This window comes from Serratia proteamaculans (assembly GCF_949794035.1).
GTDB lineage: Bacteria > Pseudomonadota > Gammaproteobacteria > Enterobacterales > Enterobacteriaceae > Serratia > Serratia proteamaculans.
On the sequence record NZ_OX461105.1, the window covers coordinates 1,379,845 to 1,398,306 of the forward strand.

The following is an 18,462-nucleotide window of genomic DNA, read 5'->3' on the forward strand; positions in this document are numbered from 1 at the left end:
TTTTGCCAAAAAATCAGCTGTACTTCACCGTCAGCGTGGCACTGCCGAGGCTATGGAAGTGCACGTTAAAACCGACCAGCGCGCCGCTGGAGCCTTCATCCACCTCGATGCTTTCCACGTCCAGCGCATGCACTGTGAAGTGATAGCGGTGACTTTCGCCCTGCGGTGGGGCCGCGCCGCCGTAACCGGCGGAACCAAAATCGGTACGGGTCTGGATAGCACCGGCCGGTAAACCCCCTTTGCCGGAGCCGGCGCCAGCGGGCAGTTCGCGCGTTGCCGCCGGAATATTGGCTACCACCCAGTGCCACCAGCCGGAGCCGGTTGGGGCATCGGGATCGTAAACCGAAATCACGAAGCTTTTAGTGCCCTCCGGTACGCCATCCCATGCCAGGTGCGGCGACAGGTTATCGCCGTGATAGCCCATGCCGTTAAATACCTGACGTTCCGGCATTTTTGCGCCGTCTTGCAACTCATTGCTGTACAAACGAAAAGTCATGGTGACTCCCTGTTGTCGGTAAAAGCAGAGCCTTAAGCTAGATCGTTTTGCCGGAACAACACAAGCAGCATTGTACCTCGCCAGTCGCCTCACCTATGGGTTACCATAATTAACCGCGAGGCTACATTCGCGAAATCAATCATTCACAGCTCGATATAAAGTAACCATGATTTCATTAAAAAAACGCACGCCGTGGTTTGGCTGGCTGCGCCGCTGGGCCAAGGGCATCAAGCGCGACATTTATGCACTCTGGCTGGCGGCTCGCGACCGGCGCACGCCCTGGTATGCCAAATTGGTCGCTCTGCTGGTCGCGGGCTACGCAGTATCACCGATAGATCTGATCCCGGACTTTATCCCGGTGCTGGGCTATCTGGATGATGTGATCATCGTGCCGCTGGGCATCATGCTGGCGGTGTGGCTGATCCCCAAACCGCTGATGGCGGAGTTTCGGGAGAAAGCGCAACGGCGCATCGATAATCCTACCGGCCGTATGGCTGCGGTGATGATTATTCTGCTGTGGGTGGGGTGTCTGGTGTTGCTGGCCCGTTATCTGGACCAGCATTGGTGATCGATTACTGTACCGCGGCCGTCACTGCGTCGGTCAAGCGGCTGAGCTGTTCAGGTTCAATGATGTACGGCGGCATTAAATAAATCAGTTTGCCGAAGGGCCGGATCCACACGCCACGCTCGACAAAGCCACGCTGTAGCTGCGCCACGTCGACAGATTCTCGCATTTCCACCACGCCAATCGCCCCCAGCACCCGCACATCCGCCACTTTTGGCAGCGCCTTCAGCGGCAATAACTGCTGTTTCAATTGGCTTTCGATAGCGGCGACCTGCTGCTGCCAGCGGTTTTCTGCCAACAGTGACAGGCTGGCGTTGGCCACTGCGCAGGCCAGCGGGTTGCCCATAAAGGTAGGCCCGTGCATAAAGCAGCCCGCAGCGCCGTTGCTGATGGTCTCCGCCACGTGACGGGTAGTCAGGGTGGCGGACAGCGTCATATAGCCGCCGGTCAGCGCTTTACCCAGGCACAGGATATCCGGCACCACGTCAGCATGTTCACAGGCGAACAGCTTGCCGGTGCGGCCGAAACCGGTGGCGATTTCATCGGCAATCAACAGCACCTGATGGCGGTCACACAGCTCACGCACCCGCTTGAGATAGGTCGGATGGTAAATGCGCATGCCACCGGCACCCTGAACCACCGGTTCGAGGATCACTGCCGCCACTTCCCCGGCATGCTGTTCCAGCAGGGCGGCAAACGGCGCGATATCATTTTCATCCCAGACCTGATCGAAACCGCACTGCGGCGCGGTAGCGAACAGGTGTGGTGCCAGATAACCCTGATACAGGCTGTGCATTGAGTTGTCCGGATCGCACACCGACATCGCACCGAAGGTATCGCCATGATAGCCGTGACGCAGGGTCAAAATGCGTTGCCGCCGTTCCCCGCGCGCCTGCCAGTATTGCAGCGCCATCTTCAGCGACACCTCCACCGCCACCGAGCCGGAATCCGCCAGGAACACGCATTGCAATGCTTCCGGCGTCATGGCCACCAGGCTGCGGCACAGGGCAATAGCCGCAGGATGGGTAATGCCGCCGAACATTACGTGCGACATTTTTTCCAGCTGTTGCGTGGCAGCCAGGTTCAGCTGCGGGTGGTTATAGCCGTGAATGGCTGCCCACCAGGACGACATACCGTCAACCAGGCGTCGGCCATCGGCCAACTGCAGTTCAACGCCGCTGGCGGCCTCTACCGGGTAACAGGGCAGTGGGTGACTCATTGAAGTGTAAGGGTGCCAGATATGGCGCTGGTCGAATTCAAGGTCGGAGGCAGTGACAGACATACTTGTAAACCAAATGATGTGCGTAATGGTTGACAGTATATCCACAATATCTAAACTGACGACACTTTTTTCATTTTTGGAGACGCCGTGATGGCCGATCGCATTCACTGGACAGTGGGTCTTGCCCAGACCCTGTTTGATAAACCCCTGCTTGAACTGTTGTTTGAAGCCCAGACGGTTCATCGCCAGCACTTTGACCCGCGCCAGGTGCAGGTGAGCACGCTGTTATCAATCAAGACCGGCGCCTGTCCGGAAGACTGCAAGTACTGTCCGCAAAGTTCGCGCTACAAAACCGGCCTGGAGTCGGAGCGGCTGATGCAGGTGGAGCAGGTGCTGGAATCGGCGCGTAAGGCCAAGGCGAATGGATCGACCCGTTTCTGTATGGGAGCGGCGTGGAAAAACCCGCACGAGCGCGATATGCCTTACCTGCAGCAGATGGTGCAAGGGGTGAAGGCGATGGGCATGGAAACCTGCATGACGCTGGGCACGCTGGACGGTACGCAGGCGGAACGGCTGGCGGATGCCGGGCTGGATTACTACAACCATAACCTGGACACCTCGCCGGAATTCTACGGCAACATCATCACCACCCGCAGCTATCAGGAACGTCTGGACACCCTGGGCAAGGTGCGCGGCGCGGGCATTAAAGTCTGTTCCGGCGGCATTGTCGGGCTGGGTGAAACGGTGCGTGACCGCGCGGGGCTGCTGGTGCAGTTGGCTAATTTGCCGACGCCGCCGGAGAGCGTGCCGATCAACATGCTGGTGAAGGTCAAGGGGACACCGCTGGCAGATAACGAAGACGTTGACCCGTTTGATTTCATCCGCACCATTGCGGTGGCGCGCATCATGATGCCGGCTTCTTACGTGCGCCTGTCCGCCGGCCGTGAGCAGATGAACGAGCAGACTCAGGCGATGTGCTTTATGGCCGGTGCCAACTCCATCTTCTATGGTTGCAAGCTGCTGACGACGCCAAACCCGGAAGAAGACAAAGACCTGCAACTGTTCCGCAAACTGGGCCTGAACCCGCAGCAGACCGAAACCGAGCACGGCGACAATCAGCAGCAACAGGCGCTGGCTGCACAGCTGATGCAGGCCGATACCGCTGAGTTTTACAATGCGGCGCTGTAATGAGCTGGCAACAACGCATTGAACAGGCGCTGGAGGAGCGGCAACAGAGCGCCGCTTATCGCCGTCGCCAGGTGAATCAGGGCGGCAATGGCCGCCATATCCAGCTTAACAACGAGCATTACCTGAATTTCTCTGGCAATGACTACCTGGGCCTGAGCCAGGATGCGCGGGTGATCGCCGCTTGGCAGCAGGGCGCGCAGCAGTATGGTGTCGGCAGTGGTGGTTCTGGCCACGTTACCGGCTTTTGTAGCGCACATCAGGTGCTGGAACAGCAACTGGCGGACTGGCTGGGTTACCCGCGTGCGCTGCTGTTTATTTCCGGCTATGCCGCCAATCAGGCGCTGCTGGCAGCCCTGATGCAGGCAGAGGATCGCATTTTAGCCGACCGGCTTAGCCACGCCTCTTTGCTGGAGGCCGCCGCCCACTCTCCGGCTCAGTTACGTCGTTTTCGCCATAATCAGCCGCAGTCGCTGGCTGGCCTGTTGGCAAAACCCTGCACTGGCCAGATGTTGGCGGTGACCGAAGGGGTCTTTAGCATGGACGGCGACAGCGCGCCGCTGGCGGAACTGCATCGTCTGACCCGCGAGGCCGGTGCCTGGCTGATGGTTGATGACGCGCACGGTATCGGTGTTCATGGCGAACAGGGACGCGGCAGTTGCTGGCAGCAGGGCGTCCGGCCCGAACTGCTGGTGGCCACCTTTGGCAAAGCCTTTGGCCTCAGCGGTGCGGCGGTGCTGTGCGATGAGTCCACGGCCGAATATCTGCTGCAGTTTGCCCGCCATCTGATTTACAGCACCGCGATGCCACCGGCGCAGGCCTGTGCATTGCAGGCGGCGTTGCATTGCATCCAACAGGGCGATGAATTGCGCGCCCGGTTGCAGGATAACATTCAGCGTTTCCGCCAGGGGGCAGCCCAGTTATCGCTCAGCCTGACGGAGTCGGTTACCGCCATACAGCCTTTGCTGGTGGGGGATAACCAGCGAGCGCTCGATCTGGCGCAAAGTCTTCGCGAACAGGGGCTGTGGGTGAGCGCTATTCGTCCGCCAACGGTGCCACCGGGCGGGGCGCGTCTGCGTATTACCCTGACGGCGGCGCATCAACCGCAGGATATCGATCGTCTGCTGGAGGTATTGCATGACGTCAGCGTTTGAATCGGTCAATAAGCAAGCGGTAGCCTCGGCCTTCAGCCGGGCGGCAGGCAGCTATGACGCGGCGGCGGTGCTGCAACGTGATGTTGGTGAGCGCTTGCTGGAGATCGGGCTGGCACACAGTGGCGAACAACTACTTGATGCAGGCTGTGGCACTGGCCACTTTAGCCGTCGCTGGCGCGAACTTGGCAAGCAGGTCACGGCGCTCGATCTGGCACCGGGCATGCTGGCCTTCGCCCGCCAGCAACAGGCGGCAGATCATTACCTGCTAGGGGATATTGAAAATATCCCCTTACCCGACGCTGCCGTGGATATCTGTTTCAGCAGCCTGGTGGTGCAATGGTGCAGTGATTTGCCAGGCGCCCTGGCGGAGCTCTACCGGGTCACCCGGCCCGGCGGTGTGATCCTGTTTTCTACCCTGGCGCAAGGATCGCTGGGCGAACTGGGCGATGCCTGGCAGCAGGTAGACGGCGAACGCCATGTGAACGATTTTCTGCCACTGGAACAAATTGGCGCAGCCTGCGCCGGTTACCGTCACGGTCTGGAGGCGGAGTGGCAGACTCTGAATTACCCGGACGTGATGGCGTTGATGCGATCGCTCAAGGGGATCGGCGCGACCCATTTGCATCAGGGGCGCGAGGCAGGGCTGCTATCCCGTCGGCGGCTCGCCGCTTTACAGGCGGCTTATCCCTGCGATCGCGGGCAGTTCCCGCTCAGTTATCATCTGGTTTATGGAGTGATTTATCGTGATTAAGCGTTGGTTTGTCACCGGCACCGATACCGAAGTGGGCAAAACCGTGGCCAGCAGCGCCTTGTTGCAGGCCGCTAATCTGGCGGGTTACCGCACCGCCGGTTACAAACCGGTGGCTTCCGGCAGTGAGATGACCGCCGAGGGGTTGCGTAACGGTGACGCGCTGGCGTTGCAGGCGAACAGCGCGGTGGCGCTGAACTACCAGCAAGTAAACCCTTATGTTTTCGCCGAACCGACCTCACCGCACATTGTCAGCGCCGACGAAGGGCGGCCAATCGAACTGGCGCAGCTTTCCGCCGGGTTACGCCATTTGGAGCAACGTGCCGACTGGGTGTTGATCGAGGGGGCCGGGGGCTGGTTTACGCCCCTTTCTGAGCAGCATACCTTTGCCGATTGGGTGCAGCAGGAGCAACTGCCGGTGATTTTGGTGGTGGGCATCAAGCTGGGGTGTATTAACCATGCGCTGCTGACCGCGCAGGCGATCCAACAGGCGGGGTTGTCGTTGGTGGGCTGGGTTGCCAACGACGTCAGTGCGCCGGGCCGTCGCCATCAGGAATATCTGACCACGCTGCGCCGTATGCTGCCAGCGCCATTGCTGGGAGAGATCCCCCATCTGGCCGAACCCGAACGGCAGGTTTTGGGGCACTATCTGGATTTGAGCGTTTTACCCCATTGAGCGTTAAGCCTTCCGTCCACGGATCCACCGTGGACGGAGAAAAGCTGACTTACCGTTTTACATGGCGGTGATGCAGGCATTATCGAAGTAAAGCACCCCGTTTTTCGCTAAAGCATACAAATTGAAAGACAAGATGACATGGGTTGCCCAAACCGGCACTTTTCGTCGGTTGGCGTTAAAACGGTATTCCTTAAACTCGGCATAATCACTGGCATTGAGAGTCCCATCCCAGGCGGCCACATCTGATTTAGCGATGATCGATACGCCGTTGCTTTCCACCTCCTGAATACAGGCATAGCTCAACGTGGCGAATAAATTGCCGGAGCCGCCATTCAGCGTTTTCAGGGTAAAACAGGCGCCCAATTGTTCATATTGCGATACCGGAACAACCACCCGCACACCGGCACTAGAGTTGGTATTCCCCAGTTTGGTCACTTTTAGCGCATTGTTGCCGTTAACGCCCGCACCGGATTCAATGGTGAGGGTAATGGCGTCTGAGGTGAAGGGATTGCTGACGTTGCCACCGGAAACTTCCCAACCTATCGGCTTGGTAGTAAATGAGAAATTGCCGTCTTTGAGCTTGTTATTATTGGCGGTGGTCAAAGTTTGAATGCCTTTGCCTCCACCACCGCCATCGAGCCGGCTATTTTTAATCACAAAGTCGCCGGTACCGCCAAAATAACGGCCGGTCGCGGTTCTTACTTCATAGAATTTGACGTTGTCTACGATAATCCCGCTGCTACCAGCCTCGGCGTAAAAACAGTAGTCTTGAGACGCAAGCCCATTCAGAGCAATGATTTCCCCACCCTGAATAAGTAATGACGCATTCTGGTTGGCGCTACAGCGGAAGGGGATATCATTGACCGGGTTAGTTTTATTACTGAACTCGATATGACAGCCATGGAACTCAATGCTTCCGGCCTCGACTTTCGCAATCGCACCCGCATAGTCTATTGATGTGCCGAAGAAACGAAATGCGCCGTTTGGGTTCTGATTGCCGATAGCTAACCCCTTAGAGTTACCGATGGTACCACCGAAGAAGTTTATCCCTTCGCCAAAGTTCTGAGCGGTGGGATTTTCATCACCGGTTTGAGTCGGTTGCACATTCGTGGGTTTTTTCGCTTGCGGCATATGCAAGCATTCAAAGCAGCGGATGATCTCACAGGCATAGTGATGCCCAATATACGCGTTGGTGCCAAAATACATGCCGTAATAAAAACCGGAAATATAAACATTATTGACGGAAAAATTACCCAAAGGGCCTTCAGGCGAATAGAAGCGAATACCATCAATATAGTTATACTTAGTCTCAGTCTCAGTCTCAGTCTCAGTCTCAGTCTCAGTCTCAGTCTCAGTACTTGATGTTTTAACTGTAGAGCCAATTCCTCTGACGGTGAAGTCTTTCAAAATAGGTGCTGGTCGAATAGGGATGTTGATATCCAAGGCCGCGGTAGTGGTATAGCAGCGCAGGAAGTAGTTGTGGTCGTTTTCAGTCCCGTTGGGGATATTGGTGGTGATCTTTACACCGTTGCCGTCGATATAAACGAAGCCGACATCGATATCGGTCTTGGGGGCGGTCCACACCTCAAAGGGGGCGGTGAACTTTACAATAGCCGGTCTTTTTAATGTGTCCCTGATGAAGGTTTGAGCCTTGATCAGCTCATCGCGTGATTTGACATAAATGCCTGCTACGTCGAGTCGCTCTTTCAAGGTCCAGGTTTTATCGAGCAGATCGCTATATTGAATAAATCCTGCATTGTTATCGGCCATTATCTAACCCTCAATTCAAGTTAATCGGATGTGAAAACCCGTTGAATATGGAGGGAGCATTTGGTCATTTCCAACAAACGGAGCTCTGTCTTCGCTGATACAACACAATGAGCAATGAGTGGTACGGTGCTCAAGGCGTTGGTATGAGATAAGCCATGAGAGCGGGGTGCAATACTTTGCACCCCTGCCAGTCACACTGCCAGATAGGCATTAATCAACTCCTCGTCCAACTGTTCCAGCGTGCCATCGGCTACGCTGCGCCCCTGATCCATCAGGCAGAAACGGTCCGCCACGCGACGGACAAACGGCAGCTTGTGCTCCACCAGCAGGATAGTCATGCCCAGCTCGCGGTTAAGTTTGCGGATCACGTTGCCGATATCGGCAGCGATGGTGGGCTGCACGCCGTTGGTAGGCTCATCGAGGATCAGCAATTCCGGCTCCAGTACCAGGGCGCGACCAATCGCCAGTTGCTGCTGTTCACCGTCGCCTAAATCGCCGGCCCGGCGGCTGCGCATTTCCCGCAGATTGGGGAACAGGCTGTAAATCAAGGGGGGAATGCGGCGAGTCCTGTCGCGACCGGCCATTAGTGCTACCTGTAAGTTTTCCTCCACGCTGAGTTGCGAAAAGATTTGTCGCCCTTGCGGCACGTAGCTGATCCCCAGGGCCGTGCGGCTTTCCACTGGCTGCTGGAGCAGGCTTTGCGGTGGTTCGTCCGCCAACTGCCAGGTCATGCTGCCACTGACTACCGGCAAATGGCCCATAATGCAGTTCACCAGCGTGGTTTTGCCCACGCCGTTACGGCCGATAAGCACCGTGCACTGGCCGCGTGGCAGCTCCAGATTGATGTCCCACAGGGTATGGGTTTGCCCGTAAAACTGATTCACTGACCTTAAACTCAACATCCGGCATTCTCCTCAAAGACCCGTATTCCACTCGTGGATGTACGCCCGTCGGGGCGCTGGCGTAACGCGGTTTTATTTAACAAACCGCATCGATCTCACCTGGCGGCGCCCAATAGCGACCGGTGCAGGTACGGCAATCGAACCTCTACTTCCCTGTGTTATCCACTCCTTACTGCAGTTTCCGCATTAGCGGTTTCTTTCCCGAGTGTCGTAATGTCCAGAACAAAATGCTGAATGACTACCTTTAACGAGGTAGTTTAGGTTCAGCTAAAACCTGTGGTACTTAGGTGAAAATGGTCGTTACTGTGAGTTTTCTAGCGCCATCTCGTCTTTATCCGGCAAATGTCAGGCGTTTTACATCTGTATGGCCCTTAACTGATGGCGGATAATTCTGCCATTACAGACCGGATATTTATCCCGACCGAGCTTTTGGCGTAAAAGGGTAATGCAACCCCTGGGCCAACTTTATTAAACCGTTAAAAAAGGGGATTGTTATTGTCTTGTTAACGGTTTTCCGGGACAGGACGGGCCTGGCGGGCCGAGTGAAAATAAGGGGGAAAGTTAACGCGGACGATTTTTGCACTCTTCCAGTGCTGCGAAGAAAAGTTATGGTGCAAACTATTTCGCCGGTTGTAGCAAGATGCAACAGATGATGGCAACAATGAGATAAATCCGTTTTTGGCAATGGGCCTTTTTAGCATTAATCGGCATAACAAAAGCGATATTATTGTGAAAAAATAACTAAAAAAGCCCTCTTGGCGAACAGAAACGGCAAAAAGCGTTCTTTCTGCAACTCCCGGCCGGGGCGGGGCGGTGAGAGTTATCCACTATTCCTGTGGATAACCTTGTGCATTAGATTTAGAAAACCGGTTTAAAGCGAGAGCGGACGCGGGTTCTGTTCGCTTTGTCCGCAATCTCGTCTTTTTTATAAAATCATTAATTATCAATAAATTAACTAAAATCAAGCGGCTAATGTATTGATGAAGTCTCTATGTATGATTTTTGGCCGCAGTGCTATCAATAAGTTAATTCGTGACGGATTTTGGGGATAAATCTGTTATTGACAATAAAAATGTCACGCGGCTGTAACCCTGACGGTGCATTCGGCTTGGTTTGGCGCACGCTGAAGCAACGAATCGCTTGAAGCTGGTTTTATATCCAGTATCATAGTGACTGGCGAAAATCGCCGGGGCTTTCCATAATTAGAGGCCATTCATCGAGCATTAGCTCTATGGCCGCCTGAGCGCGCACATCTCCAGGTAGGGGCGCTGCATGCTGCGCCCGCTCACTACGACAGCCGGTAGCAACGCGGCAATTTGAAAGACGAAGGGTATATGAGTAAAGTTTTCAAACTGCATTCCGATTTCAAACCGGCCGGCGATCAGCCACAAGCCATCAGCAAGCTGGAAGAGGGCCTGGAAAACGGTCTGGCACACCAGACGCTGTTGGGCGTTACCGGTTCGGGCAAGACATTTACCGTCGCCAATGTGATCGCCGATCTAAACCGGCCGACCATGGTGCTGGCACCTAACAAAACGCTGGCGGCGCAGCTGTACGGCGAGATGAAAGAGTTCTTTCCCGAGAATGCGGTCGAGTATTTTGTTTCTTACTACGACTACTATCAGCCGGAAGCCTACGTCCCCAGTTCCGACACCTTTATTGAAAAAGATGCTTCGGTGAACGAACACATCGAGCAGATGCGCCTTTCCGCGACTAAAGCGCTGCTGGAACGCCGCGATGTGATCGTGGTGGCGTCGGTGTCGGCGATCTACGGCCTGGGCGATCCTGACCTCTATCTGAAAATGATGCTGCACCTGACCAAGGGGATGATCATCGATCAGCGTTCGATCCTGCGTCGTTTGGCGGAACTGCAATATGCCCGCAACGATCAGGCCTTCCAGCGCGCGACCTTCCGCGTGCGCGGTGAGGTGATCGACATCTTCCCGGCGGAGTCAGACGAGTTGGCGCTGCGCATCGAGCTGTTTGATGAGGAAGTCGAGCGGCTTTCGCTGTTTGATCCTTTGACCGGCCAGATCGAACAGGTGGTCCAGCGTTTTACCATTTACCCGAAGTCGCACTACGTGACGCCGCGTGAGCGGATCCTGCAGGCGATGGAAGAGATCAAGGTGGATCTGGCCGAGCGGCGTAAGGTGTTGCTGGCCAACAACAAGCTGCTGGAAGAACAGCGGCTGACGCAACGCACCCAGTTTGATCTGGAGATGATGAACGAATTGGGTTACTGCTCCGGCATTGAAAACTACTCGCGCTACCTGTCCGGGCGTGGAGAAGGCGAGCCACCCCCAACGCTGTTTGATTATTTACCGGCGGATGGCCTGCTGGTGGTCGATGAATCTCACGTGACCATTCCGCAAATCGGCGGCATGTACAAGGGTGACCGTTCGCGCAAGGAAACGCTGGTGGAATACGGTTTCCGCCTGCCGTCAGCGCTGGACAACCGCCCGATGCGTTTTGAAGAGTTCGAAGCGCTGGCGCCGCAGACCATTTATGTGTCCGCCACGCCGGGCAAATATGAGCTGGAGAAGTCCGGCGACGATATTATCGATCAGGTGGTGCGGCCTACCGGGCTGCTGGATCCGCAAATAGAAGTGCGGCCGGTGACCACTCAGGTGGATGACCTGCTTTCCGAAATCCGCAAGCGGGTGGCGGTCAACGAGCGGGTGCTGGTTACCACCCTGACCAAACGCATGGCAGAAGACCTGACCGAATACCTGGAAGAGCACGGCGAGCGTGTGCGCTATCTGCATTCGGACATCGATACTGTGGAACGGGTCGAAATCATTCGTGACCTGCGCCTGGGCGAGTTTGACGTGCTGGTGGGCATCAACCTGTTGCGTGAGGGGTTGGACATGCCTGAGGTGTCGCTGGTGGCGATCCTGGACGCGGATAAAGAAGGCTTCCTGCGTTCCGAACGTTCGTTAATCCAGACCATCGGCCGTGCGGCGCGTAACCTCAACGGTAAAGCGATCCTCTACGGTGACAGAATTACCGACTCGATGGCCAGGGCGATTAGCGAGACCGAACGACGCCGCGCCAAACAGCAGATGTTCAACGAAGAAAACGGCATTGTTCCGCAGGGCCTGAACAAGAAAATTTCCGATATTCTGCAGTTGGGCAAACCGGGTAACCGTGGCAAGGGCCGAGGTAAGGGCAAGGCGGCAGAAAACGCCGCGCAGTACCAGCACCTCACGCCAAAAGCGCTGGATCAGAAAATCCGCGAGCTGGAAGCGCAGATGTATACCCACGCCCAGAACCTGGAGTTCGAGCAGGCAGCGGGCTTGCGCGATGAGATCCACCAGCTGCGTGAGCAGTTTATCGCTATTTCATGACCGGTTGGCACGCCGCAGAGTGCGGCGCTGCCAAACATAAAATCCTTGTCGCCTCCGCCAAAGCTGATTATGGTGTGCGGCCAATTGACTACTACGAGCCGCAGACCATGACCGAACACCAGTCCAAAGACCCGATGCACGGCGTCACTCTGGAACAACTTTTGAATAAACTGGTGGAGAGCTACGGCTGGTCAGGGCTGGCCGAACGCATTCGCATCAACTGCTTCAGCAGCGATCCCAGCATCAAGTCCAGCCTGAAGTTTCTGCGCCGCACGCCGTGGGCACGCAAGCAGGTGGAAGATCTTTATATCGATATGGTCGATAAGGCCGCCAGCGATAATCCATGGCTGCGTGGCGGCGAGTAACGCTTTAGCCGCGGGCACCCAACTCGATCAAAGCCTGATCCAGCGCCTGACGCAGCAACTGACGGTCGTGACGGTAAGGGACATCCGTCGCTTCCAGCGGTTGTTTAATCACCACCCGATCCTGTACTTCATGGGTATCTACCGCCGGGCCAACAATCAACGCGTCGATCATCTGACGGCCAATTTTCTCTTCCATCAGCTCCAGCTTGTTCTTTAGCGTCAGAGCAGCCGCAGCAACGCTCAGTTCGCGGCCCAGATTGCCGATATAAATCATATTGGCGCTGCTGCGACGTAACGCCTGTGTAAGGTCATCCAGCAGCAGCAGTGGCATCAGGCTGGTCAGGAAGCTGCCTGGCCCGATCAGGATCACATCGGCCTGTGCGATGGCGTCCAGCGCCTCTCGCGTAGCATGGACGTGCGGTGACAGCATCAGTTCCTGCGGCATATCGGTCAGTTGATCGACATTCACTTCACCGTAAACATGATTGCCTTCATGGTCATGCGCCATCAGATCCACCGGTTGCTCGGACATCGGGATCAACGCCGCGTCCACCTTCAGCAAACTGCGTACCAGATTGATCGCCTCCAGTGGACGTACACTGAGGTGATCCAACGCCTTCAGCATCAGGTTGCCGAGATTATGCCCCGAGAGTTCGCCATTGCCGCTAAAGCGGTACTCGAACATTGCGGAGGCTACGCTCGGTTCGGTAATCAGCTGATTCAGGCAGTTACGGGTATCGCCCCAGGCAATGCCGCCTTCTGAACGGCGGATACGGCCAGTGGAACCGCCGTTGTCGGTGGTGGTGACAATACCGGTTAAACGGGATCCTAAAGACGACAGGGAAGACATCACGCGGCCAAGACCATGACCACCACCTAATGCCACCACCCGATCGAGATCGGCCAGGGTACGATTACGCATAAATTTCCTTACAAAGGGGCTTAACTGCCCGCATAAAATAGCGGATTTGGCGTAAAAACGCGAAAAAGAGTGTGATTTGCGTGATTCCGGTCAATTCGTCTGCGTAAAGGGCGTTTATCATGGTTTACCAGATTTGGAATCGCCTAAAAACGCTGTATACACAATTATATAGCGAAATTGGGCGTTGGCTATCGCCTTTGTTTAGCGCTAGAATTCTGATGAAAACCACGGTTTCGTTCCGGCTACTCAGGCAGCGGGAACTGAGACCAAAACTCCTAGCCTCTGGGCCTACGTTGTTCTGGTGAACAATATGGCGCTTGGGCCGTGGCGAAGTCAGCCACCAGGGTGCAGGGCGGAAACGCTCGCATCTCCCGACTTTGGAAGGTGTTATGGTGCCGCAACTCATTGATGCTTATGAGCGCAAGTTCTATTACTTGCGCCTGTCGATCACCGACGTGTGTAACTTTCGTTGCACCTACTGTCTGCCGGATGGCTATCGCCCTAACGGCAGCCCGAAAACCTTCTTGTCGCTGGATGAGATCCGCCGTGTCAGCCGCGCATTCGCCGAGCTGGGCACCGAAAAGGTGCGCCTGACGGGCGGTGAACCTTCGCTGCGTCGCGATTTTACCGAGATCATCGCCGCCGTGCGTGAAAACCCTGCCGTTCGCCAGCTTGCCGTGACCACCAATGGTTATCGTTTGGCTCGCGACGTCATGGCCTGGCGTGATGCCGGGCTGACGGCGATCAACGTTAGCGTCGACAGTCTGGACCCCCGTCAATTTCACGCCATTACCGGTCAGGACAAATTCCGCCAGGTGATGGAGGGCATCGACGCCGCCTTTACCGCTGGGTTCAGCAAGGTAAAGGTCAACGCGGTGCTGATGCGTGACGTTAACCACCAGCAGCTGGGCGCTTTCCTGCACTGGATAAAAGACCGTCCGATCCAACTGCGCTTTATCGAACTGATGGAAACCGGCGAGGGCGGCGATCTGTTCCGCAAACACCACGTGTCTGGCGAAGTGATCCGTTCGCAACTGGAACAGCAGGGTTGGCAGTTGCAGCCGCGCGGCCGCAGTGATGGTCCGGCGCAGGTGTTCAGCCACCCGGATTACCAGGGCGAAGTGGGTTTAATCATGCCGTATGAAAAAGATTTCTGTGCCAGCTGCAACCGGCTGCGGGTTTCCGCCATCGGTAATCTGCATCTGTGCCTGTTCGGTGAGCAGGGCATTAGCCTGCGCGATCTGCTGGCGGATGACGGCCAGCTTGAGGAATTGAAGGATCGCATTCAGGGCGGGCTGCGGACCAAAAAGCAGACCCATTTCCTGCACCAGGGCAACAGCGGCATTACGCAGAACCTGTCGTTTATCGGCGGCTAAATTTTTCTAAATTGCACGGGAGCAAGCAATGAGTCATGCCAGCAGCGAATTCATTCCGGCGCATATCGCCATTCTGACCGTTTCGGACAGTCGCGGTGAAGCAGAAGACACCTCGGGCCAGTATCTGCAGGAAGCCGCGCTTGAAGCCGGGCACCAGGTGGTGGACCGCGCCATTGTCAAAGACGATATTTATCAAATCCGCGCGCGAGTCTCCGCGTGGATCGCTGACGAACAGGTTCAGGCCGTGCTGATCACCGGCGGCACCGGCTTTACCGCCAGGGACAACACTCCGGAAGCGCTGCTGCCGCTGTTCGATCGTGAAGTGGAAGGGTTCGGTGAACTGTTCCGCATGGTGTCCTATGAAGAGATTGGCACCGCCACTATCCAGTCGCGTGCGCTGGCCGGTATGGCCAACCAGACGGTGATTTTTGCCATGCCGGGTTCGACCCGCGCCTGTCGCACCGGCTGGGAACGCATTATTGAAGAGCAGTTGGACGCGCGCCATCGCCCGTGTAACTTTCTGCCACACCTGAAGAAATAAAAACTATGACGCAGCTAACCCACATTAATGCCGCGGGCGAAGCCCATATGGTCGACGTTTCCGCCAAGGCAGAGACGGTACGCGAGGCGCGTGCCGAGGCCTTCGTTGAAATGCTGCCGACCACGCTGGCGATGATCATCGAGGGCAGCCACCACAAGGGTGATGTGTTCGCCACGGCGCGTATTGCCGGTATTCAGGCGGCGAAACGCACCTGGGAGCTGATCCCACTGTGCCACCCGCTGATGCTGAGCAAGGTAGAAGTGCAGTTGGAGGCTCAGCCGGAACACAGCCGGGTGCGGATTGAAACCTGCTGCCGGTTGACCGGCAAGACCGGTGTCGAAATGGAAGCCTTGACCGCCGCTTCGGTAGCCGCATTGACCATTTACGACATGTGCAAGGCGGTACAGAAAGACATGGTGATCGGCCCGGTGCGGCTGCTGGCGAAAAGCGGCGGTAAATCCGGTGATTTTAAGGTGGAGCTATGATTAATATTCTGTTTTTTGCGCAGGTGCGTGAACTGGTCGGCACCGGTGATCTGTCAATGCCGGCGGACTACCCAACGGTAGAGGCGCTGCGTAAGGCATTGTGCGCACGCGGCGATCGTTGGGCGTTGGCACTGGAGTCCGGCAAGCTGTTGACCGCGGTGAATCAGTCGCTGGTGGCGGCAGAGCATCCGTTGCGCGCCGGTGACGAAGTCGCTTTCTTTCCACCGGTAACCGGAGGTTAATGGTGGAAAATACCCGTATCCGCGTGGGTGAAGCGCCGTTCAACGTCGGCGACGAATACCAGTGGCTGGCACAGTGCGACGACGATGGTGCCGTGGTGACCTTTACCGGCAAGGTGCGTAACCATAATCTGGGCGATAACGTCAGTGCGCTGACGCTGGAACACTACCCAGGCATGACCGAAAAAGCGCTGGCGGAGATCGTGGATGAAGCACGTAGCCGCTGGCCATTGCAGCGTGCAACGGTGATCCACCGCGTGGGTGAGTTATTCCCTGGTGATGAGATTGTGTTTGTCGGCGTGACCAGCGCCCACCGCAGCATGGCCTTCGAGGCCAGCGAATTTATCATGGACTACCTTAAAACCCGCGCACCGTTCTGGAAACGCGAGGCAGTTGGGCAGGGCGACCGCTGGGTCGATGCGCGTGACAGCGATCATCAGGCGGCGCAACGCTGGCATAAAGCGGCTAAATAATCGGTAAACAGCAGAAATATATCAATACCTTTGCAACTTTCAGGTTAGATTTTCTGTGGTACGCTTATAGCAGGCTGAGTCCCATCAATGGGATTTAAATCTTGTCTCACATGTAAAAGGTAACCGTCATGGACCGATATCCACGCTCTAATGGTTCAATCGTCGAACGTGCCAACAGCGGCATTCAGGCTTATATGGCGCAGGTATATGGCTGGATGACCTGTGGCATGCTGTTGACGGCGTTTGTGTCCTGGTATGCGGCCAACACGCCCGCGATCCTTAACTTTATCTTCTCCAGCCAGATCACCTTCTTCGGCCTGATTATCGTGCAGTTAGGGCTGGTGTTCGTGATTTCCGGCATGGTCAACCGGCTGAACGGTACGGTAGCCACCGCGCTGTTTATGCTCTATTCGGCGCTAACCGGGTTGACGCTTTCCAGTATTTTCATCGCCTATACCTACAGCTCGATCGCCAGTACCTTTGTGGTGACCGCCGGCATGTTCGGTGCGATGAGCCTGTACGGTTATACCACCAAGCGTGATTTGAGCGGTTTCGGCAGCATGCTGTTTATGGCGCTGATCGGTATCGTACTGGCTTCGCTGGTCAATATCTGGCTGAAAAGCACTGCGTTGATGTGGGCGATTACCTATATCGGTGTGGTGGTGTTTGTCGGCCTGACGGCGTATGACACCCAAAAACTGAAAGCGATGGGCGAGCAGTTGAACGCCGATGACAAAGACAGCTTCCGCAAGTACGCCATCGTCGGTGCGCTGACGCTGTACCTTGATTTCATCAACCTGTTCCTGATGTTACTGCGCATTTTCGGTAACCGCAGATAAGAATCAATATGACTTGTAGGGGCTCAGCATGCTGAGCCCTTTTTTTATGCAATTTTGCGGCGGAACATGGCATAGGCGGCGCTGCCGGTGGTGGCGGTGATCGCCAGCAGTGGCCACAGGCTGTGCCAGATGATGCTGAAACTGGCGTCCTTCAGGTAGATCTGTTTGGTGATGTCGGTAAAGTGGCGGATGGGATTGGCCCAGGTGAGGTTTTGCAGCCACACCGGCATGTTCTCCACCGGTGAGACATAGCCGGAAAGCAGGATCGCCGGCATCATAAACACGAACACGCCGATAAACGCCTGTTGCTGGGTGGCGCACAGCGACGAAATCAGCAGACCGAACCCCACCAAAGACAATCCGTAAACCAGCATGGTGCCGTAGAACAGCAGTAGTGAACCGGCGAACGGGATCTGATAGATAAAGATGCCAATCAGCAACACGATGCTGGCCTGGAAGGTCGCGACGATTAGCGCCGGTACTGCTTTACCGATAAAAATCTGCCAGGTGGTCAACGGCGACACCAGCAACTGCTCCAGCGTGCCCTGTTCGCGTTCTCGTGCTACCGACAATGAAGTAACAATCAGCACGCCAATGGTGGTGATCATGGCGATCAGTGAAGGCACTACAAACCATTTGTAGTCCAGATTCGGGTTATACCAGTTGCGCACCACCAGCTCGCTGTTGTTCGGCTTGGCGCGATCGCCGATCAGTTCATTCTGATAGTCCTGCACAATTTGCTGAACATAGTTGGCGGCGATCTGCGCGCTGTTGGAGTTGCGCCCATCGAGCAACAATTGCAGCGGGGCCGTATTGCCGTTGGCGATATCACGCGAGAATTGGGCCGGGAAGCGGATCAGCAGCAGGGCCTTTTGGTTATCGATGGTGGTTTGTATTTCCTGCGGGCTGCGCAACAGCAACACATGCGAGAAGGCCTTGGCTTTGGCGAAGCGCTGGGTCAGCTCGACCGAGGCATGACCGCTGTCTTCGCTATAGACCGCGATGGTGGCGTTGGTCACCTCCAGCGTGGCGGCGAACGGGAACAGCAGCACCTGCAGGATAACCGGCATAATCAGGATGGCACGGGTCTGCGGATCGCGCAGCAGCGACTGCATTTCCTTTATGATTAACGTCCAGAGACGATGAAACATCTTATT

At 56.0% G+C, this 18,462-nt stretch carries 19 protein-coding genes and 1 riboswitch; of the genes, 13 read left to right on the forward strand and 6 right to left on the reverse strand.

Annotation, left to right across the window (positions count from 1 at the left end; all coding sequences use genetic code 11):
* Positions 1 to 13 precede the first annotated feature (13 nt).
* On the reverse strand, positions 14 to 496 hold the full coding sequence (locus tag QOT07_RS06475; RefSeq protein WP_283602746.1) for a kinase inhibitor: 483 nt from the start codon (positions 494 to 496) through the stop codon (positions 14 to 16).
* Between the two features lie 166 nt (positions 497 to 662).
* Here QOT07_RS06475 and QOT07_RS25855 point away from each other — a divergent pair, with 166 nt between their 5' ends.
* Positions 663 to 1,064 carry a YkvA family protein gene (locus tag QOT07_RS25855; RefSeq protein WP_099065161.1) on the forward strand — a complete coding sequence of 134 codons (402 nt, stop codon included), beginning with the start codon at positions 663 to 665 and terminating at the stop codon, positions 1,062 to 1,064.
* 4 nt (positions 1,065 to 1,068) lie between these two features.
* Here QOT07_RS25855 and bioA read toward each other — a convergent pair whose 3' ends face one another.
* Entirely contained in the window at positions 1,069 to 2,343 is a 1,275-nt protein-coding gene (gene bioA / locus QOT07_RS06485; protein ID WP_099065240.1) for an adenosylmethionine--8-amino-7-oxononanoate transaminase, read from the reverse strand.
* 90 nt (positions 2,344 to 2,433) lie between these two features.
* Here bioA and bioB point away from each other — a divergent pair, with 90 nt between their 5' ends.
* From bioB to bioD, 4 genes are read left to right on the forward strand one after another with little or no spacing between them, the layout of a single operon-like run.
* On the forward strand, positions 2,434 to 3,471 hold the full coding sequence (gene bioB, locus QOT07_RS06490; protein WP_012005745.1) for a biotin synthase BioB: 1,038 nt from the start codon (positions 2,434 to 2,436) through the stop codon (positions 3,469 to 3,471).
* Positions 3,471 to 4,622 carry an 8-amino-7-oxononanoate synthase gene (bioF, locus tag QOT07_RS06495; RefSeq protein WP_099065162.1) on the forward strand — a complete coding sequence of 384 codons (1,152 nt, stop codon included), beginning with the start codon at positions 3,471 to 3,473 and terminating at the stop codon, positions 4,620 to 4,622. The genes bioB and bioF overlap by 1 nt, the downstream gene beginning before the upstream one ends.
* Positions 4,606 to 5,373 carry a malonyl-ACP O-methyltransferase BioC gene (gene bioC / locus QOT07_RS06500; RefSeq protein ID WP_283602747.1) on the forward strand — a complete coding sequence of 256 codons (768 nt, stop codon included), beginning with the start codon at positions 4,606 to 4,608 and terminating at the stop codon, positions 5,371 to 5,373. Before bioF ends, bioC begins: the two co-directional genes overlap by 17 nt.
* On the forward strand, positions 5,366 to 6,046 hold the full coding sequence (gene bioD, locus QOT07_RS06505; RefSeq protein WP_262261188.1) for a dethiobiotin synthase: 681 nt from the start codon (positions 5,366 to 5,368) through the stop codon (positions 6,044 to 6,046). Before bioC ends, bioD begins: the two co-directional genes overlap by 8 nt.
* A 57-nt stretch (positions 6,047 to 6,103) precedes the next feature.
* On the opposite strand, the gene QOT07_RS06510 is transcribed toward bioD, so the two are convergent.
* On the reverse strand, positions 6,104 to 7,816 hold the full coding sequence (locus QOT07_RS06510; RefSeq protein WP_283602748.1) for a hypothetical protein: 1,713 nt from the start codon (positions 7,814 to 7,816) through the stop codon (positions 6,104 to 6,106).
* Positions 7,817 to 8,007: 191 nt separating this feature from the next.
* Positions 8,008 to 8,718 carry an ATP-binding cassette domain-containing protein gene (locus QOT07_RS06515; RefSeq protein WP_085115670.1) on the reverse strand — a complete coding sequence of 237 codons (711 nt, stop codon included), beginning with the start codon at positions 8,716 to 8,718 and terminating at the stop codon, positions 8,008 to 8,010.
* Between the two features lie 1,334 nt (positions 8,719 to 10,052).
* Between QOT07_RS06515 and uvrB the strand changes: the two genes are divergently transcribed.
* Positions 10,053 to 12,065 (forward strand): excinuclease ABC subunit UvrB, encoded by a 2,013-nt coding sequence (uvrB, locus tag QOT07_RS06520; RefSeq protein WP_099065166.1) that lies wholly within the window; start codon positions 10,053 to 10,055, stop codon positions 12,063 to 12,065.
* A 107-nt stretch (positions 12,066 to 12,172) separates the two neighbouring features.
* Positions 12,173 to 12,430, forward strand: coding sequence for a VF530 family protein (locus tag QOT07_RS06525; RefSeq protein WP_283604307.1), 258 nt, complete (start codon positions 12,173 to 12,175; stop codon positions 12,428 to 12,430).
* Positions 12,431 to 12,434: 4 nt separating this feature from the next.
* On the opposite strand, the gene QOT07_RS06530 is transcribed toward QOT07_RS06525, so the two are convergent.
* Positions 12,435 to 13,352, reverse strand: a complete 918-nt coding sequence (locus tag QOT07_RS06530; protein WP_099065167.1) for a gluconeogenesis factor YvcK family protein — start codon at positions 13,350 to 13,352, stop codon at positions 12,435 to 12,437.
* 260 nt (positions 13,353 to 13,612) lie between these two features.
* A riboswitch (molybdenum cofactor riboswitch) is annotated at positions 13,613 to 13,755 on the forward strand.
* On the opposite strand from QOT07_RS06530, the gene moaA reads away from it, so the two are divergent.
* From moaA to QOT07_RS06560, 6 genes are all read left to right on the forward strand, one after another.
* On the forward strand, positions 13,742 to 14,728 hold the full coding sequence (gene moaA, locus QOT07_RS06535) for a GTP 3',8-cyclase MoaA (protein WP_165366370.1): 987 nt from the start codon (positions 13,742 to 13,744) through the stop codon (positions 14,726 to 14,728). It overlaps the preceding riboswitch by 14 nt.
* 28 nt (positions 14,729 to 14,756) lie before the next feature.
* Entirely contained in the window at positions 14,757 to 15,269 is a 513-nt protein-coding gene (gene moaB / locus QOT07_RS06540; RefSeq protein ID WP_085115674.1) for a molybdenum cofactor biosynthesis protein B, read from the forward strand.
* Between the two features lie 5 nt (positions 15,270 to 15,274).
* Positions 15,275 to 15,754 carry a cyclic pyranopterin monophosphate synthase MoaC gene (gene moaC / locus QOT07_RS06545; RefSeq protein ID WP_012005756.1) on the forward strand — a complete coding sequence of 160 codons (480 nt, stop codon included), beginning with the start codon at positions 15,275 to 15,277 and terminating at the stop codon, positions 15,752 to 15,754.
* Complete coding sequence (gene moaD / locus QOT07_RS06550; RefSeq protein WP_017891981.1) at positions 15,751 to 15,996, forward strand: molybdopterin synthase sulfur carrier subunit; 246 nt, start codon at positions 15,751 to 15,753, stop codon at positions 15,994 to 15,996. Before moaC ends, moaD begins: the two co-directional genes overlap by 4 nt.
* Before the next feature lie 2 nt (positions 15,997 to 15,998).
* Complete coding sequence (moaE, locus tag QOT07_RS06555; protein WP_170924993.1) at positions 15,999 to 16,466, forward strand: molybdopterin synthase catalytic subunit MoaE; 468 nt, start codon at positions 15,999 to 16,001, stop codon at positions 16,464 to 16,466.
* Between the two features lie 128 nt (positions 16,467 to 16,594).
* Positions 16,595 to 17,305: a Bax inhibitor-1/YccA family protein gene (locus QOT07_RS06560; protein ID WP_099065169.1), complete on the forward strand. Its 711-nt coding sequence runs from the start codon at positions 16,595 to 16,597 to the stop codon at positions 17,303 to 17,305.
* Between the two features lie 44 nt (positions 17,306 to 17,349).
* Here QOT07_RS06560 and QOT07_RS06565 read toward each other — a convergent pair whose 3' ends face one another.
* Entirely contained in the window at positions 17,350 to 18,456 is a 1,107-nt protein-coding gene (locus tag QOT07_RS06565) for an ABC transporter permease (RefSeq protein ID WP_261415543.1), read from the reverse strand.
* Between the last annotated feature and the right edge of the window lie 6 nt (positions 18,457 to 18,462).

What these genes read in the sequence shown, in the direction of transcription:
- QOT07_RS06510 (WP_283602748.1), bottom strand. Translation starts at nt 7,816, where the DNA reads ATGGCCGATAACAATGCAGGATTTATTCAATATAGCGATCTGCTCGAT.
- uvrB (WP_099065166.1), top strand. Translation starts at nt 10,053, where the DNA reads ATGAGTAAAGTTTTCAAACTGCATTCCGATTTCAAACCGGCCGGCGAT.
- QOT07_RS06560 (WP_099065169.1), top strand. Translation starts at nt 16,595, where the DNA reads ATGGACCGATATCCACGCTCTAATGGTTCAATCGTCGAACGTGCCAAC.
- moaD (WP_017891981.1), top strand. Translation starts at nt 15,751, where the DNA reads ATGATTAATATTCTGTTTTTTGCGCAGGTGCGTGAACTGGTCGGCACC.
- QOT07_RS06525 (WP_283604307.1), top strand. Translation starts at nt 12,173, where the DNA reads ATGACCGAACACCAGTCCAAAGACCCGATGCACGGCGTCACTCTGGAA.
- QOT07_RS06515 (WP_085115670.1), bottom strand. Translation starts at nt 8,718, where the DNA reads ATGTTGAGTTTAAGGTCAGTGAATCAGTTTTACGGGCAAACCCATACC.
- bioB (WP_012005745.1), top strand. Translation starts at nt 2,434, where the DNA reads ATGGCCGATCGCATTCACTGGACAGTGGGTCTTGCCCAGACCCTGTTT.
- moaA (WP_165366370.1), top strand. Translation starts at nt 13,742, where the DNA reads ATGGTGCCGCAACTCATTGATGCTTATGAGCGCAAGTTCTATTACTTG.
- bioA (WP_099065240.1), bottom strand. Translation starts at nt 2,343, where the DNA reads ATGTCTGTCACTGCCTCCGACCTTGAATTCGACCAGCGCCATATCTGG.
- bioC (WP_283602747.1), top strand. Translation starts at nt 4,606, where the DNA reads ATGACGTCAGCGTTTGAATCGGTCAATAAGCAAGCGGTAGCCTCGGCC.
- QOT07_RS06530 (WP_099065167.1), bottom strand. Translation starts at nt 13,352, where the DNA reads ATGCGTAATCGTACCCTGGCCGATCTCGATCGGGTGGTGGCATTAGGT.
- QOT07_RS06475 (WP_283602746.1), bottom strand. Translation starts at nt 496, where the DNA reads ATGACTTTTCGTTTGTACAGCAATGAGTTGCAAGACGGCGCAAAAATG.
- QOT07_RS25855 (WP_099065161.1), top strand. Translation starts at nt 663, where the DNA reads ATGATTTCATTAAAAAAACGCACGCCGTGGTTTGGCTGGCTGCGCCGC.
- moaC (WP_012005756.1), top strand. Translation starts at nt 15,275, where the DNA reads ATGACGCAGCTAACCCACATTAATGCCGCGGGCGAAGCCCATATGGTC.
- bioF (WP_099065162.1), top strand. Translation starts at nt 3,471, where the DNA reads ATGAGCTGGCAACAACGCATTGAACAGGCGCTGGAGGAGCGGCAACAG.
- QOT07_RS06565 (WP_261415543.1), bottom strand. Translation starts at nt 18,456, where the DNA reads ATGTTTCATCGTCTCTGGACGTTAATCATAAAGGAAATGCAGTCGCTG.
- moaB (WP_085115674.1), top strand. Translation starts at nt 14,757, where the DNA reads ATGAGTCATGCCAGCAGCGAATTCATTCCGGCGCATATCGCCATTCTG.